Below are 13,908 nucleotides of genomic sequence, written 5' to 3'. Positions count from 1 at the left end.
TAACAATCAACGCCCGTTCGGCTGCTCGCGCCCCTTTCCTAAAACATCTTTCATCCTGCCCCGCGCCCCGCGTTAAGCGGCGCCACGCACACTGCGCGAGCCGAACCGGGCTCCCGCCGCGCTTCGGCAATTCGCTGACAGGCCGGCGCCCCGCGCCGGCGGAGACCTCGCCGATGCTGAAACTCGTCCGACTCGCGCTCGCGCGCCCCTACACGTTCATCGTCCTCGCGCTGCTGATCCTGATCGCGGGGCCGCTCGCGGCGCTGCGCACGCCGACCGACATCTTCCCCGACATCCGGATTCCGGTCATCAGTGTCGTGTGGAACTACGCGGGCCTGCAGCCGGCCGACATGTCGGGGCGCATCGTCACCTACTACGAGCGCACGCTCGGCACGACGGTCAACGACGTTGCGCACATCGAGTCGCAGTCGTTCCGCAGCTTCGGGATCGTCAAGATCTTCTTCCAGCCGAGCGTCGACATCCGCACGGCGACCGCGCAGGTCACGTCGATCTCGCAGACCGTGCTCAAGCAGATGCCGCCGGGCACCACGCCACCGCAGATCCTCAACTACAACGCATCGACCGTGCCCGTGCTGCAACTGGCGCTGACGAGCGACACACTGAACGAGCAGCAGCTCGGCGACTACGCGACCAACGTGATCCGGCCTCAGCTGCTGTCGGTCGCGGGTGTCGCAATTCCGTCGCCGTATGGCGGCAAGGTGCGCCAGGTGCAGATCGATCTCGATCCGCAGGCACTGCAGGCCAAGGGGCTGTCCGCGCAGGACGTCGCGACCGCGTTGGCGCAGCAAAACCAGATCATCCCGGCCGGCACGCAGAAGATCGGCGGCTTCGAATACAACATCCGGCTCAACGACAGCCCGCTGACCATCGACCAGCTCAACGCGCTGCCGATCCGGAGCGTGAACGGCGCGGTGATCTTCATGCGCGACGTCGCGCACGTGCGCGACGGCTTTCCGCCGCAGGGCAATATCGTGCGCGTCGACGGCCGTCGCGCGGTGCTGATGAGCGTGCTGAAAAGCGGCTCTGCGTCGACGCTCGACATCATCTCGGGCGTCAAGGCGCAGTTGCCGCGCATCGAGGCAACGCTGCCGCCGTCGCTCAGGCTCGTCGTGATGGGCGACCAGTCCGTGTTCGTCAAGGGCGCCGTCAGCGGCGTGGCGCGCGAAGGCCTGATCGCCGCCGCGCTCACGTCCGCGATGATCCTGCTGTTCCTCGGCAGCTGGCGCTCGACGCTGATCATCGCCGCATCCATTCCGCTCGCCGTGCTGGCCGCGATCGCGGCGCTCGCGGCCGCGGGCGAGACGCTCAACGTGATGACGCTCGGCGGACTCGCGCTTGCGGTCGGCATTCTCGTCGACGATGCCACCGTCACGATCGAGAACGTCAACTGGCACCTCGAACAGGGCAAGGCCGTGCGCGATGCGATCCTCGACGGCGCGTCGCAGATCGTCGCGCCGGCCTTCGTGTCGCTGCTGTGCATCTGCATCGTGTTCGTGCCGATGCTGCTGCTCGACGGCGTGGCCCGCTTCCTGTTCGTGCCGATGGCCGAAGCCGTGATCTTCGCGATGATCGCGTCGTTCGTGCTGTCGCGCACGTTCGTGCCGATGATGGCCCGTTACCTGTTGAAACCGCATGCCGCGCATCCGGCTGCCGCGCTCGCGCCGCACGGCGCGCCGTTCCCGCCGCCACGCGCGCGCAATCCGCTCGTCGCGTTCCAGCGGGGGTTCGAGCGCCGCTTCGCCGCGCTGCGCGCCGGCTACCGCGTCGTGCTCGGCCTCGCGCTCACCCATCGCGCACGCTTCGTCGCGCTGTTCCTCGCGGCGGTCGCGGTGTCGTTCGTGCTGGTGCCGTGGCTTGGCCGCAATTTCTTCCCGTCGGTCGATGCGGGCGAAATCGCGATCCACGTGCGCGCACCGATCGGCACGCGCATCGAGGAAACGGCCGCACTGTTCGACCACGTCGAGCAGACGGTGCGCGGCGTCGTGCCGCCGCGCGCGGTCGCGAGCATCGTCGACAACATGGGACTGCCGAACAGCGGGATCAACCTCACGTACAGCAACAGCGGCACGATCGGCCCGCAGGACGGCGACATCCTCGTGTCGCTCACCGGCGAACACGCGCCGACGGCCGACTACGTCAAGCAGTTGCGTACGGTGCTGCCGCGCGCGTTTCCAGGCGTGACGTTCTCGTTCCTGCCTGCCGACATCGTGAGCCAGATCCTCAACTTCGGCGCGCCTGCCCCGATCGACGTGCAGGTGACAGGCCCCGACCGTGCGGCGAACCGCACCTATGCCACCGAGCTGCTGCGGCGCATCCGCAACGTGCCGGGGGTTGCCGACGCGCGCGTACAGCAGGCGTCGACCTATCCGCAGTTCACGGTGTCGGTCGATCGCACGCGTGCCGCGCAACTCGGCATCACCGAGCAGGATGTCACCAATGCCGTGGTAGCAAGCCTGTCCGGCACGAGCCAGGTTTCGCCGACTTACTGGCTCGATCCACACAACGGCGTGTCGTATCCGATCGTCGCGCAGACGCCCCAGTACCGGATGACGTCGCTGTCGGACCTGCGCGCGCTGCCCGTCACGGGCCGCACGGGCGCTCCGCAACTGCTCGGCGGTCTCGCGACGATCGTACGCGGACAGACCGACGCGGTCGTGTCGCACTACGACATCGCACCGCTGTACGACATCTTCGCGACGACGCAGGACCGCGATCTCGGCGCCGTCAGCGCCGACATCGAGCGCGTGCTGCACGCGAGCGCGGCCGGCTTGCCCAAGGGATCGCGCGTGACCGTGCGCGGCCAGGTACAAACGATGAACGGCGCATTCGGCGGGTTGCTCGCGGGCCTCGCGGGCGCGGTCCTGCTGATCTACCTGCTGATCGTCGTCAACTTCCATTCGTGGCGCGACGCATTCGTGATCGTGAGCGGCCTGCCCGCGGCGCTCGCCGGCATCGTCTGGATGCTGTTCGTCACGCGCACGCCGCTGTCGGTGCCGGCATTGACGGGCGCAATCCTGTGCATGGGTGTCGCGACCGCGAACAGCATCCTCGTCGTGACCTTCGCGCGCGAACGGCTCGCGCATACCCCCGATGCGGCCGTCGCCGCGCTCGAGGCCGGCTTCACGCGCTTTCGGCCCGTGATGATGACCGCGCTCGCGATGATCATCGGCATGGCGCCGATGGCCCTCGGCCTCGGCGACGGCGGGGAGCAGAACGCGCCGCTCGGCCGCGCGGTCATCGGCGGCCTGCTGTGCGCGACCGTCGCGACGCTGGTGTTCGTGCCCGTCGTGTTCAGCCTCGTCCATCGGCGCGATCGCGCGCCCCGTTCCGAATCCCTGCCCCTCACTCCGGGAGAACAGCATGTCCACTGAATTCGATGTCCGCCCCCCTGGCACGCCGCGCTACCTGAAACCGCTCGCGATCGCGGGCGCTGTCACCGCGCTCGCCGTCGCGGCCGCCGGCCTCGTCGCACGCATGCACGATGCGCACGCGGTCGCCGCCTGGACCGTGCAACAGGCGATCCCGACCGTCGCGACGGTTGCGCCGCAGCCGGCCACGGCCGACGCCCTGGTGCTGCCCGGCCGGCTCGATGCGTACGTCGACGCACCGATCTACGCGCGCGTGCCCGGCTACCTGCACGCGTGGTACGCCGACATCGGCGCACACGTGAAGGCGGGCCAGTTGCTCGCGTCGATCGACACGCCCGATCTCGACCAGCAGTTGCAGCAGGCACGCGCCGATCTTCAGAGCGCGAGCGCGAACGAGCGGCTTGCGTCCGTCACGGCTGCCCGCTGGGCCGAGATGCTCGCGCAGGATTCCGTTTCGCAGCAGGAAGCCGACGAGAAGCGCAGCGACCTCGACGCGAAACGCGCGGCCGTCGCGGCGAGCACCGCCAACGTGCGGCGGCTCGAAGCGCTCGAATCGTTCAAGCGGCTCACCGCGCCGTTCGACGGCATCGTGACGGCCCGCAAGACCGATGTCGGCGCACTGATCGACGCAGGCAGCGGCAACGGCGCCGAGCTCTTCACCGTCTCGGACGCGCGACGGCTGCGGCTGTACGTCCATGTTCCGCAAGACGACGCGGCCGCGATCCGCGCCGGCATGCGTGTCGCGCTGACCGTGCCGGAGCGACCCGGCATCACGTTCGACGCCACGCTCGCGGATTCCGCCCAATCGATCGACCCGGCTTCCGGCACGCTGCTCGCGCAATTCTCGATTGCCAACCCGGCCGGCACGCTGTTCCCGGGCGAGTACGCGCAGGTGCGGATCGCGCTGCCCGGCGCCTCGCATGCACTGTCGGTTCCGGCAAGCACGCTGATCTTTCGCCACGACGGGTTGCAAGTCGCCGTGCTCGATGCAACCGGGCATGCGCGGCTGCGCAACGTATCGATCGCGACCGATCTCGGCACGCGCGTCGAGATCGCGTCCGGGCTCGCGGCCGGCGACCGCGTGATCGACAATCCGCCCGATTCGCTCGCGGATGGCGACCCCGTGCATATCGCCGGCACCGCGACGACGGAGCATGCGCATGGCTGACCGTCTGCTCGCTGGATTGCTGGGCAGCGTCGCGCTGCTCGCCGGCTGCTCGTTGGCGCCAACCTATCGCGCACCGGCCGTTCCCGTGCCGACCGCGTTTCGCGAAACGGGCGCGTGGGTCGACGCCGCACCGGCCGATCGCCTGCCGCGTGACGGCTGGTGGCGCGTGTACGGCGACGCGACACTCGACCGGCTCGAACCGCTCGTCATGCGCGCGAATCCCGATCTCGCCGCTGCCGTCGCGCGGCACGACGAAGCGGCTGCGCTGTTCGACGAGGCGCATGCGGCATTGCTGCCGACCGTGGGCATCGATGCGGAGACCGACCGCGACCGCCAGTCCGCGCGCCGGCCGCTGCGCGGCAGCGGCCAGCCCGACACCTATGAGTCGAACACGCTCGAAGCGGGCTTCGGCTACGACGTCGATCTGTGGGGCAAGGTCCGCAACGCGGTCGCGGCCGGCCGCGACGATGCGCAGGCGGCCGACGACGACCTCGCGTCGGTCCAGCTCAGCCTGCAGGCCGGCGTCGCCAGCACCTACTTCGACCTCGCAGGGCTCGACCGGGAAGCGGACACGCTCGCGCAAACGATCGACACGTACCGCCGGGCGTGGCAACTGACGGTCAGTCGCCATCGCGGCGGCCTCGCGTCGGGGCTCGACGTGTCGCGGGCGCAAACGCAACTCGCGCTTGCACAAGCGCGTGCGTCCGACATCGCCGCGCGTCGCGCGCTCGACGAGCATGCGATCGCGGCACTCGTCGGGGAATCCGCGTCGACGTTCTCGCTGCCGCGCGCTGCTGCGCTGCCGGGCGTGCCGTCGATTCCGACAGGGCTCGCGTCGACGCTGCTCGAACGCCGGCCCGACGTCGCCGCCGCGGAACGCCGCGTCGCGGCCGCGAACGCGCGGATCGGCGTCGCACGCGCCGCGTACTTTCCCGACCTGTCGCTCGGCCTTGACGCCGGGTTCCAGAGCGATACGTTTTCACCGTGGCTCGCTGCGCCAAACGAGATCTGGTCGATCGGCCCGCGTCTCGCGATGACGCTGTTCGACGGGGGCCGGCGTGCCGCCGGCGTACGCAACGCGCGTGCGCAGTTCAACGAACAGGGGGCGCGCTACCGCGCGGTCGTGCTCCAGGCATTCCGCGAAGTCGAGGACGATCTTGCGCAGTTGCACCGCCTCGGCGACGAATCCGGCCAGGACGACGCCGCGCTCGTCGCGGCGCGGCATTCGCTTGCACTCGCGATGTCGCGCTATCGCGACGGCGCGGTCAGCTATCTCGACGTGGTCACCGCCCAGACGACCGAACTCGATACGCAGATCGCGTCGCTCGACATCGACGCCCGACGCCTGCAGGCATCCGTCGGGCTCGTGCGCGCGCTCGGCGGCGGCTGGCACGACACCCGTTCATGAACGTTTCTTCATCGGCGCGCCGGGCGCCCGCATGGGCGCACCCGATAACGTGTTTCCGGCTGGCATCGCACCCGCGACACCGGCCTTCGACCTTCGACAAGGATCACGCCATGAAGACATTGATGTTCGCCACCCTGCTCTCCGCCCTCTGCGTCGCGCTGCCCGGCCGGGCCAGCGCAACGCAGCCCGACGCCGCGACGGCGCCGCAGACGTTCGCCGCGGCCGCGGCCGCGCCGTCGTTGTCGTCATCGCAACAGGCATGGAGCGCACGGCCGGCAACGCCGCTGACACGGGCGCAGGTCTATCGCCAACTCGTCCGTGCCGAACGCGACGGCGAGCTCGCGCAGCTCAACCGCGAACTCTATTCACACTGACCGCACGCAATCGAACATGCCGCGCGACGCGCGGCATGCGTACCATCCGCAAGCACGGCGCGATACGGCATCGTTATCCGCCCGCGTCGAACCTGAACCCGAATCGCGCGACCGTTTCGATGCGCGCGGAAAACGCGTGCGCGGCCAGCTTGCGCCTCAACCGCACGACCAGCGCATTGACCGTCTCGGGTTCGACGTCGGCATCGCCCCATGCATAACGCAGCACGGCATCGCGCCCGACCGGTCGCCCCGATTCGCGCAGCAGGCATTCGACGAGACGGAACTCCCGTGTGCTGAGCGCCAGCCTTCGGCCACGCTCCTCGAGTGCACGCGTAGCCGCGTCGAGCCGGACCGACTCGCGCATCGCGATGACGCCCGTGCGGCGCCACAGCGCGCGCAACCGCTCGTGCAGTTCCACGAACGAACACGGATGCGCAAGACATACGTCGCAGCCAGCCTGCAGCATCTGCGCGCGCTGCGCGGGTGTCGTGCCGGCAACGATCGCGGCAATCGTCGCGCCTCCGGCCGATGCGGCGAGTTGCGGCAGCGCATCGTGGATCGCCGGGCCGGCAACCGGGTCGGGCGCAACGATCACAATCGCATCGAACCGCTCCTGGGTCGCCACGAAGCAGCCGTCGCGCCATCCGTCGACGCGTTCGACGCCATGCGTGCTCTCGCGAAAGGCCTTGTCGAGCCGCGCGGCCTCCGGGTTCGGCGGGGAAATCAGCAGGATGCGCATCGACCGTTCTCCGGCGCCGTCATGCGAGCGAGCGCGGCCAGCACTCGACCGTGATCGCCGCACCGGCCAGTGATGAATCGCCGATCTGCAACGCGAAGCCGTGCACGCGCATCACCGCCGAGACGATGCTCAGTCCAAGCCCCGAGCCGCTCACATGGCGCGTGCGTTCGCCACGATAGAAACGCTCGAGCACCGCGTCGCGTTCACTGGGCGGGATGCCGGGCCCGGTGTCTTCGAACCGCACGAGCGGCCCGCTCGGCGTCGCATGGAGGGCGACGCGCACGCGGCCGCCGGGCGGCGTGAACTTGATTGCGTTGTCCGCGAGATTGCTGAATGCCTCGAACAGCAACGCGCGATCGCCATGAATCCGGTCGACCGGTGTCGCGTCGAGTTCGAACGACACGTCGACGGCTTCGGCCAGCGGTTCGTAGAGTTCGCATACGTCGCGCAGCAATGCCGCGACGTCGACCGCGGCAAAGCCGCCGCGCCGGCTCAGCGTGCCGATCTCGGAGATGCGCAGCATCGCGCGAAAGCGCTCGAGCAGCCGGTCGGTCTCGTCGCGCGCCGACGCCAGCAGTGCCGACGATGCAGGGTCGTCCGCGCAAAACGGCTGCTCCGCGAGCCGGGCCAGCATCGTGTGCACGCGTGCGAGCGGCGTGCGCAGGTCGTGTGCGATACCGTCGCAGGTATGACGCACCTCGCCCATCAGCCGCTCGACTTCGTCGAGCATGTGGTTCACGAGATGCGCGAGCAAGTCGAGTTCGTCGTAGCGTCCGACCGGCAGCCGCTTGCCGAGATCGCCCTCGGCGATCTGCCGCGTGACGCGCCGGATCGCGGCGACGCGGCGCATCTGCCGCATGCCGAGCATGCTGCCGCCCGCGATGCCCGCGATCAGGATCATCACGCCGCCGATCACGAGCCCGCGGATCGCGACATCGCGGATCTGGATGAAATGCGACAGGTCGCGCGCGACGACCAGCGTCATCCCGTTGTCGCGGCGCACGGCCATCGCGCGCGTGATCGGCGCGGGCTGGCCGTCGAGCGGCGCGAGCGTGCGATTCAGCGTGCGTCCGTCGCGATCCGTGCGCAGCGCGGGCAGTGTCGCGATGTCGCCGGCCACGCGGCGCCCGGCCGCGTCGAACAACCCGTAGAAACTCGTATGCATGTGCTCGTGCTCGAGCCGCCGGTGGATCGCGAGCGGCAGTTCGGCATCGGGGATCGAATCGAAATAGATCAGCTGCCACGCGAGCACCTCGTCGGTATCGCGCGTCATCGTGTGCGTCGCGGCCACGTTGATCACGCCCGCGAGCAGCAGCAGCGACACCGAGAAGATCGCCGCATACGCGCACAGCCAGCGAAACGTCGTCGTGTGCCAGCGGCGCGTGAAGTTCGCCGCGCGAGCCGCGTCCATTCCCGCCTCCGTCACGCGAGCATGTAGCCCGAGCCGCGCACCGTCTGGATCATCGGTTGCACGCCGGGCGGATCGATCTTCTTGCGCAGCCGGCCCATGTGGACGTCGATCAGGTTGGTGCCGGGATCGAAGTGATAGCCCCATACGGTCTCGAACAGCATCGTGCGCGTAATCGTCTGGCCCGCATTGCGCATCATGAATTCGAGCACGCGGAATTCCGTCGGCAGCAGCGGAATCTCGTCGCCGCCGCGGCGCGCGCAGCGCGAAATGAGGTCGAGTTCGAGCGTGCCGACTTTCAGCAGCGTCTGCTGCGGCACGCCCGATGCCTGCCGGCGGCGCAGCAGCACCTCGATGCGCGCGCTCAGCTCGCCGGAATCGAACGGCTTCGTCAGGTAGTCGTCACCGCCCGCGCGCAGCCCGCGGATGCGCTCGTCGACATCACCGAGCGCGCTCAGCATCAGCACCGGCGTATCGATGCCGACCGTGCGCATCGCGGTCAGGATCGCGAGGCCGTCCGCGCCCGGCAGCATCCGGTCGAGCGTGATCGCGTCGTACGACGCGCTCATCGCGCGCAGCATTCCTTCGCGGCCGTTGTCGATCCAGTCGACCTCGAACCCGCGCGCGGTCAGCTCGCCGACGATTTCGTTCGCGGTCACCGCATCGTCCTCGACCGTCAGTACTCGCATGGTTGCCCTCGCAATGAACGTCATGACGGGCGCACGCAATGCGCCCGCGACTATCGTAGACGCCCCGATCGCCGTCGGGCGTTACATGAAAAATGCTTCATCCGGTGCCCTGGCGCACGGGTGAAACATGTTTCATCCGTGCGTCGCCCGCCCCGTCGTGCACGCCGCCTACGCTGACGTCATGCGGCATCGGGCCGCGCAACCAGGAGCTACCGGATGAAACTGTCGACTACCGTCGCCTGCATGCTGCTCGCATGCGCCAGCACCGCCGCGTTCGCGGCACCTCACCTGACACCGCAGGAATGCAACGCCTATCCGTTCGTCCACACCGGCCACGACGTCACGCATGCGGACCTCGTACGCGAGCTGACCGAACTCGAACAGGTCGGCTACGATCCCGCGCACGCGAGCCCCTACTACCCCGACGATCTCGACGGTGCGAAACATCGGCTCGCCGCCGAGTACCGTGCGGACTGCACGCATGCGCTGACGGCCGACGCGGGCACGCGGCACTGATCCCGCCGACCGGCGCGACGCGGCCGGGAAAAGCAAAAAAGGCGGCACTCGCGTGCCGCCTTTCGTGCATGAAAGCGCATGGATACCGACCACTGCGCCGCGATGCCGCTCAGCGCGACATCATGTTCATGCTGACGTTGTGCATCACCCACAGCGTGCCGACGATCAGGATCGCTGCGGTCAGCACCGTGTAGCTGAACGCCATCACGTTCCAGCGCTGGCCCGACGAGCCGTTCATGTGCAGGAAGTACACGAGGTGCACGACGATCTGCACGAACGCGAGCACGGCAAGCGCGATCAGCGACGCGTGCGGCGACAGCACGCCACCCATCACGAGGCCGAACGACGCGGCCGTGAGCAGCACCGACAGGATGAAACCGGCGACGTAGCCGCCGACACTGCCGTGCCCTTCTTCGAGTTGAGACGAATGCGAATGGGCCATTTAGATCACGCTCGCGAGATAGACAAAGGAAAACACGCAGATCCACACGATGTCGAGGAAGTGCCAGAAGAGGCTCAGGCACGTCAGGCGCCGCAGGTCGCGATCGGTCAGGTCGCCGCCGCGGAACACGATCTGCCCGGCGAGCACGATCATCCACAGCAGGCCGGCCGTCACGTGCAGCCCGTGCGTGCCGACCAGCGTGAAGAACGCCGACAGGAACGCGCTGCGCTGCGGGCCCGCGCCTTCCGCGATCAGGTGCGAGAACTCGCGCAGTTCCATCACGAGAAACGCCGCGCCGAGCACGAACGTCACCGCGAGCCACGCGAGCAGCGCGCCGCGCCGCTGCTTGTAGGCGGCGAGCATCGCGAAACCGTACGTGATGCTCGACAGCAGCAGCGCAGCGGTTTCCACCGCGACGCCCGGAATGTCGAACAGTTCCTTCGCGGTCTGGCCGCCCGCATACTGCTGGCCGAGCACCGCGAACGTCGCGAACAGCGCCGCGAAGATCACGCAGTCGGTCATCAGGTACAGCCAGAACCCGAACACCGAATGCGACGGCGGATGGTCGTCGTGCTCGAGCAGGGTTGCACTCAAGGTTTTCTGCAACATCAGTTGGCCTCCAGTTCCACGTCGTCGACGCGCGCGGCCACGCGCTGCGTCGGCTGCTTGTCCTCGATCTTCCGCACCGTCGACGCGGGGATGTAATAGCCGTCGTTATCGCGCGAGCTGTAGATCACGAGCGTCGCCACGATCCCGATGAGCCCGCCGATCGCCATCCACCAGATGTGCCACACCAGCGCGAAGCCGAGCACCAGGCTGAAGATCGCGACCACAAGGCCCGCACAGGTATTCGACGGCATGTGGATGTCGCGGATCGCCGCCGGGTTGGGCCGGCCTTCGCCGTGTGCCTTCATGTCCGCATACGCGTCGAGCGTGCGCACCTGCGGGATCACCGCGAAGTTGTAGTCGGCCGGCGGCGACGAGGTCGCCCACTCCAGCGTGCGGCCGCCCCACGGATCGCCCGTCGTGTCGCGGTACTCGGGCAGGTTGCGATTGCGGATGCTGACCACCAGTTGCAGCAACTGGCACGCAATGCCGGCCGCGATCAGCACGGCGCCGAACGCGGCGACCAGCAGCCACGGATGCCAGGCCGGGTTGTCGTAGTGGTTGAGCCGGCGCGTCATGCCCATGAAGCCGAGCACGTAGAGCGGCACGAACGCAACGTAGAAGCCGACCTGCCAGAACCAGAACGCAGCCTTGCCGAGCTTCTCGTTCAGCTTGAAGCCGAATGCCTTCGGGAACCAGTAGTTGAAGCCCGCGAGATAGCCGAACAGTACGCCGCCGATGATCACGTTGTGGAAGTGCGCGATCAGGAACAGGCTGTTGTGCAGCACGAAGTCCGCGCCGGGAATCGCCATCATCACGCCGGTCATGCCGCCGAGCGTGAACGTGACCATGAAGCCGATCGTCCACAGCACGGGCGTCGTGAATTCGATCCGGCCGCGGTACATCGTGAACAGCCAGTTGAACACCTTCACGCCGGTCGGGATCGCGATGATCATCGTCATGATGCCGAAGAACGCGTTCACGTTCGCACCCGAGCCCATCGTGAAGAAGTGGTGCAGCCACACGAGGAACGACAGCACCATGATCGCGCAGGTCGCGTACACCATCGTCTTGTAGCCGAACAGCGGCTTCTTCGCGAACGTCGCGATGACTTCCGAGAAAATGCCGAACGCCGGCAGGATCAGGATGTACACCTCCGGGTGACCCCACGCCCAGATCAGGTTCAGGTACAGCATCGCGTTGCCGCCGGCCTCGTTCGTGAAGAAGTGCATGCCGAGGTAACGGTCGAGGCCGAGCAGCGCGAGCGTCGCGGTCAGGATCGGGAACGACGCCATGATCAGCACGTTCGTGCAGAGGGCCGTCCACGTGAACACCGGCATCTTCATCAGCGTCATGCCCGGTGCGCGCATCTTGATGATCGTCACGAAGAAGTTCACGCCGGTCAGCAGCGTGCCGACGCCCGAGATCTGCAGCGCCCACAGGTAGTAGTCGACCCCCACGCCCGGACTGAACTGCAGCTCCGATAGTGGCGGATAGGCAAGCCAGCCCGTCTGTGCGAATTCGCCGATCACGAGCGACACGTTGATCAGGATCGCGCTGACAGCCGTCATCCAGAACGACAGCGAGTTGATGAACGGGAACGCGACGTCGCGCGCGCCGATCTGCAGCGGCACGATCAGGTTCATCAGGCCGACCATGAACACCATCGCCATGAAGAAGATCATGATCACGCCGTGTGCCGTGAAGACCTGGTCATAGTGGTGCGGCGGCAGGTAGCCGGGCCCGTTGTACGCGAGCGCGAGCTGCATGCGCATCATGATCGCGTCGGCGAAGCCGCGCAGCAGCATGATCAGCGCGACGATGATGTACATCACGCCGAGTCTCTTGTGGTCGACCGTGGTCAGCCATTCCGTCCACAGCCATTTCCACCGGCCGGTGATCGTCAGCGCGGCGAGAATGCCCAGCACGACCAGCCCCATGAAGGCGCCTGCCCCCATGATGATGGGCTGATCGAACGGGATCGCCGATAGTGTGAGTTTGCCGAACATGCGTTACCCCTTCGTGCCGCAGGCGGCGTCCTTCAGGTCGAGGACGTGGCCATCGTTGTATTTCGCGATGATGTTGTGGAAGAGCCGCGGATCGACCGACGAGAAGTAGCGCACGGGCGCCTTCTCGCTCGGCTGCGCGACGGTGCCGTACACGGTCGCATCGAGCCGATCCGGCGACGCCTTCACCTTCTGCACCCATGCATCGAACTGTTCGCGCGGCTCGGCGAGCGTGCGGAACTTCATGTCGGAGAAGCCGCGGCCGCTGAAGTTGGCAGACGTGCCCGCGTAGTTGCCGGGTTCGTCGGCGATCAGGTGCAGGCGCGTCTGCATGCCGGCCATCGCATAGACCTGGCCGCCAAGCTGCGGGATGAAGAACGAGTTCATCACCGAATCCGACGTGATGCGGAAGTTCACCGGCGTGCCGACCGGAATCGCAAGCTGGTTCACCGACGCAATGCCGAGTTCCGGATAGATGAACAGCCACTTCCAGTCGAGTGCGACGACCTCGACGTCGATCGGCTTCACCGACGACTCGAGCGGCTTGTACGGGTCGAGCTCGTGCGTGGTCTTCCACGTGAGCACGCCGAGGAACAGGATGATCAGCGTCGGCACCGTCCAGATCACGACCTCGATCGCGGTCGAGTGCGACCAGTTCGGCGCGTAGGTCGCGTTGCGGTTCGACGCGCGGTAACGCCACGCGAACCACAGCGTGAGCAGGATCACCGGTACGACGACGATCAGCATCGCCCAGGTGGACGTCGCGATCAGCGCCTTTTCGGCAGCACCCACGCTTCCTTTCGGATTTAGTACATCTAAATTACAGCCTGACAGGCTCAAAGCCGCGCCGATCGACATCAGCGCCGCCCCGCCTTTTGAAGCTTTTCTTTTCATCACACAGCCCGAGGGTCATTGAATCCGTTTGCGTATGCCCGATGCGCATTCGATCCACGAAAGTGGCCGAATCATACGTCGCGCGAGTGCGATGAAAAACCAGCTAATGCGGAAAATCATCATTGCAGAATCTGCAGTGAGACACATTGTCGCGGGGCAATTTCACGCAGCCGGAAGCCGGCCCGGCGCTGCCTGCGCCAGGCCGAGATCGATGTGCGTGCAACGACTGCACCGCAGTGCGATACGCCCCGTTCGCGGGACGTATCGCA

12 protein-coding genes are annotated in these 13,908 nt (G+C 67.3%); 5 read left to right on the top strand and 7 right to left on the bottom strand.

Annotated features, from left to right (window positions below; genetic code table 11):
• Positions 1-173 precede the first annotated feature (173 nt).
• The 4 genes from B7G54_RS12100 to B7G54_RS12085 are packed head-to-tail and all read left to right on the top strand — an operon-like array spanning position 174 to position 6,339.
• A complete protein-coding gene (locus B7G54_RS12100; RefSeq protein ID WP_085039321.1) occupies positions 174-3,392 on the top strand; it encodes an efflux RND transporter permease subunit in 3,219 nt (1,072 codons plus the stop codon).
• The gene (locus B7G54_RS12095) at positions 3,382-4,557 is read left to right on the top strand and encodes an efflux RND transporter periplasmic adaptor subunit (RefSeq protein ID WP_085039320.1); all 1,176 of its coding nucleotides are present in this window, start codon (positions 3,382-3,384) and stop codon (positions 4,555-4,557) included. Before B7G54_RS12100 ends, B7G54_RS12095 begins: the two co-directional genes overlap by 11 nt.
• Complete coding sequence (locus tag B7G54_RS12090) at positions 4,550-5,965, top strand: efflux transporter outer membrane subunit (RefSeq protein WP_085039542.1); 1,416 nt, start codon at positions 4,550-4,552, stop codon at positions 5,963-5,965. The genes B7G54_RS12095 and B7G54_RS12090 overlap by 8 nt, the downstream gene beginning before the upstream one ends.
• Positions 5,962-6,339 carry a hypothetical protein gene (locus B7G54_RS12085; protein ID WP_244289329.1) on the top strand — a complete coding sequence of 126 codons (378 nt, stop codon included), beginning with the start codon at positions 5,962-5,964 and terminating at the stop codon, positions 6,337-6,339. The genes B7G54_RS12090 and B7G54_RS12085 overlap by 4 nt, the downstream gene beginning before the upstream one ends.
• A gap of 73 nt (positions 6,340-6,412) precedes the next feature.
• Here the strand turns inward: B7G54_RS12085 and B7G54_RS12080 are convergent, their stop codons facing one another.
• From B7G54_RS12080 to B7G54_RS12070, 3 genes are read right to left on the bottom strand one after another with little or no spacing between them, the layout of a single operon-like run.
• On the bottom strand, positions 6,413-7,078 hold the full coding sequence (locus tag B7G54_RS12080) for a response regulator transcription factor (RefSeq protein WP_085039318.1): 666 nt from the start codon (positions 7,076-7,078) through the stop codon (positions 6,413-6,415).
• Between the two features lie 19 nt (positions 7,079-7,097).
• Positions 7,098-8,489, bottom strand: coding sequence for a sensor histidine kinase (locus B7G54_RS12075; protein WP_085039317.1), 1,392 nt, complete (start codon positions 8,487-8,489; stop codon positions 7,098-7,100).
• A gap of 11 nt (positions 8,490-8,500) precedes the next feature.
• Positions 8,501-9,175, bottom strand: a complete 675-nt coding sequence (locus tag B7G54_RS12070; RefSeq protein ID WP_085039316.1) for a response regulator transcription factor — start codon at positions 9,173-9,175, stop codon at positions 8,501-8,503.
• 216 nt (positions 9,176-9,391) lie between these two features.
• On the opposite strand from B7G54_RS12070, the gene B7G54_RS12065 reads away from it, so the two are divergent.
• Positions 9,392-9,691: a DUF4148 domain-containing protein gene (locus B7G54_RS12065; protein ID WP_085039315.1), complete on the top strand. Its 300-nt coding sequence runs from the start codon at positions 9,392-9,394 to the stop codon at positions 9,689-9,691.
• A 109-nt stretch (positions 9,692-9,800) separates the two neighbouring features.
• Here B7G54_RS12065 and cyoD read toward each other — a convergent pair whose 3' ends face one another.
• The 4 genes from cyoD to cyoA are packed head-to-tail and all read right to left on the bottom strand — an operon-like array spanning position 9,801 to position 13,639.
• The gene (gene cyoD / locus B7G54_RS12060; RefSeq protein WP_011352504.1) at positions 9,801-10,133 is read right to left on the bottom strand and encodes a cytochrome o ubiquinol oxidase subunit IV; all 333 of its coding nucleotides are present in this window, start codon (positions 10,131-10,133) and stop codon (positions 9,801-9,803) included.
• Positions 10,134-10,742: a cytochrome o ubiquinol oxidase subunit III gene (gene cyoC, locus B7G54_RS12055; RefSeq protein WP_085039314.1), complete on the bottom strand. Its 609-nt coding sequence runs from the start codon at positions 10,740-10,742 to the stop codon at positions 10,134-10,136.
• A complete protein-coding gene (gene cyoB, locus B7G54_RS12050; RefSeq protein ID WP_085039313.1) occupies positions 10,742-12,748 on the bottom strand; it encodes a cytochrome o ubiquinol oxidase subunit I in 2,007 nt (668 codons plus the stop codon). The genes cyoC and cyoB overlap by 1 nt, the downstream gene beginning before the upstream one ends.
• Before the next feature lie 3 nt (positions 12,749-12,751).
• Positions 12,752-13,639: a ubiquinol oxidase subunit II gene (gene cyoA, locus B7G54_RS12045; protein ID WP_085039312.1), complete on the bottom strand. Its 888-nt coding sequence runs from the start codon at positions 13,637-13,639 to the stop codon at positions 12,752-12,754.
• Positions 13,640-13,908 lie beyond the last annotated feature (269 nt).

Source organism: Burkholderia puraquae (assembly GCF_002099195.1).
Classification (GTDB): Bacteria; Pseudomonadota; Gammaproteobacteria; order Burkholderiales; family Burkholderiaceae; genus Burkholderia; species Burkholderia puraquae.
The sequence above is the reverse complement of the archived record's forward strand: the minus strand, read 5'-3'. Positions and strand labels throughout refer to the sequence as shown.

Coding starts and splice junctions, on each gene's coding strand:
- B7G54_RS12100 (WP_085039321.1), top strand. CDS start 174: ATGCTGAAACTCGTCCGACTCGCGCTCGCGCGCCCCTACACGTTCATC.
- B7G54_RS12095 (WP_085039320.1), top strand. CDS start 3,382: ATGTCCACTGAATTCGATGTCCGCCCCCCTGGCACGCCGCGCTACCTG.
- B7G54_RS12090 (WP_085039542.1), top strand. CDS start 4,550: ATGGCTGACCGTCTGCTCGCTGGATTGCTGGGCAGCGTCGCGCTGCTC.
- B7G54_RS12085 (WP_244289329.1), top strand. CDS start 5,962: ATGAACGTTTCTTCATCGGCGCGCCGGGCGCCCGCATGGGCGCACCCG.
- B7G54_RS12080 (WP_085039318.1), bottom strand. CDS start 7,078: ATGCGCATCCTGCTGATTTCCCCGCCGAACCCGGAGGCCGCGCGGCTC.
- B7G54_RS12075 (WP_085039317.1), bottom strand. CDS start 8,489: ATGGACGCGGCTCGCGCGGCGAACTTCACGCGCCGCTGGCACACGACG.
- B7G54_RS12070 (WP_085039316.1), bottom strand. CDS start 9,175: ATGCGAGTACTGACGGTCGAGGACGATGCGGTGACCGCGAACGAAATC.
- B7G54_RS12065 (WP_085039315.1), top strand. CDS start 9,392: ATGAAACTGTCGACTACCGTCGCCTGCATGCTGCTCGCATGCGCCAGC.
- cyoD (WP_011352504.1), bottom strand. CDS start 10,133: ATGGCCCATTCGCATTCGTCTCAACTCGAAGAAGGGCACGGCAGTGTC.
- cyoC (WP_085039314.1), bottom strand. CDS start 10,742: ATGTTGCAGAAAACCTTGAGTGCAACCCTGCTCGAGCACGACGACCAT.
- cyoB (WP_085039313.1), bottom strand. CDS start 12,748: ATGTTCGGCAAACTCACACTATCGGCGATCCCGTTCGATCAGCCCATC.
- cyoA (WP_085039312.1), bottom strand. CDS start 13,639: ATGAAAAGAAAAGCTTCAAAAGGCGGGGCGGCGCTGATGTCGATCGGC.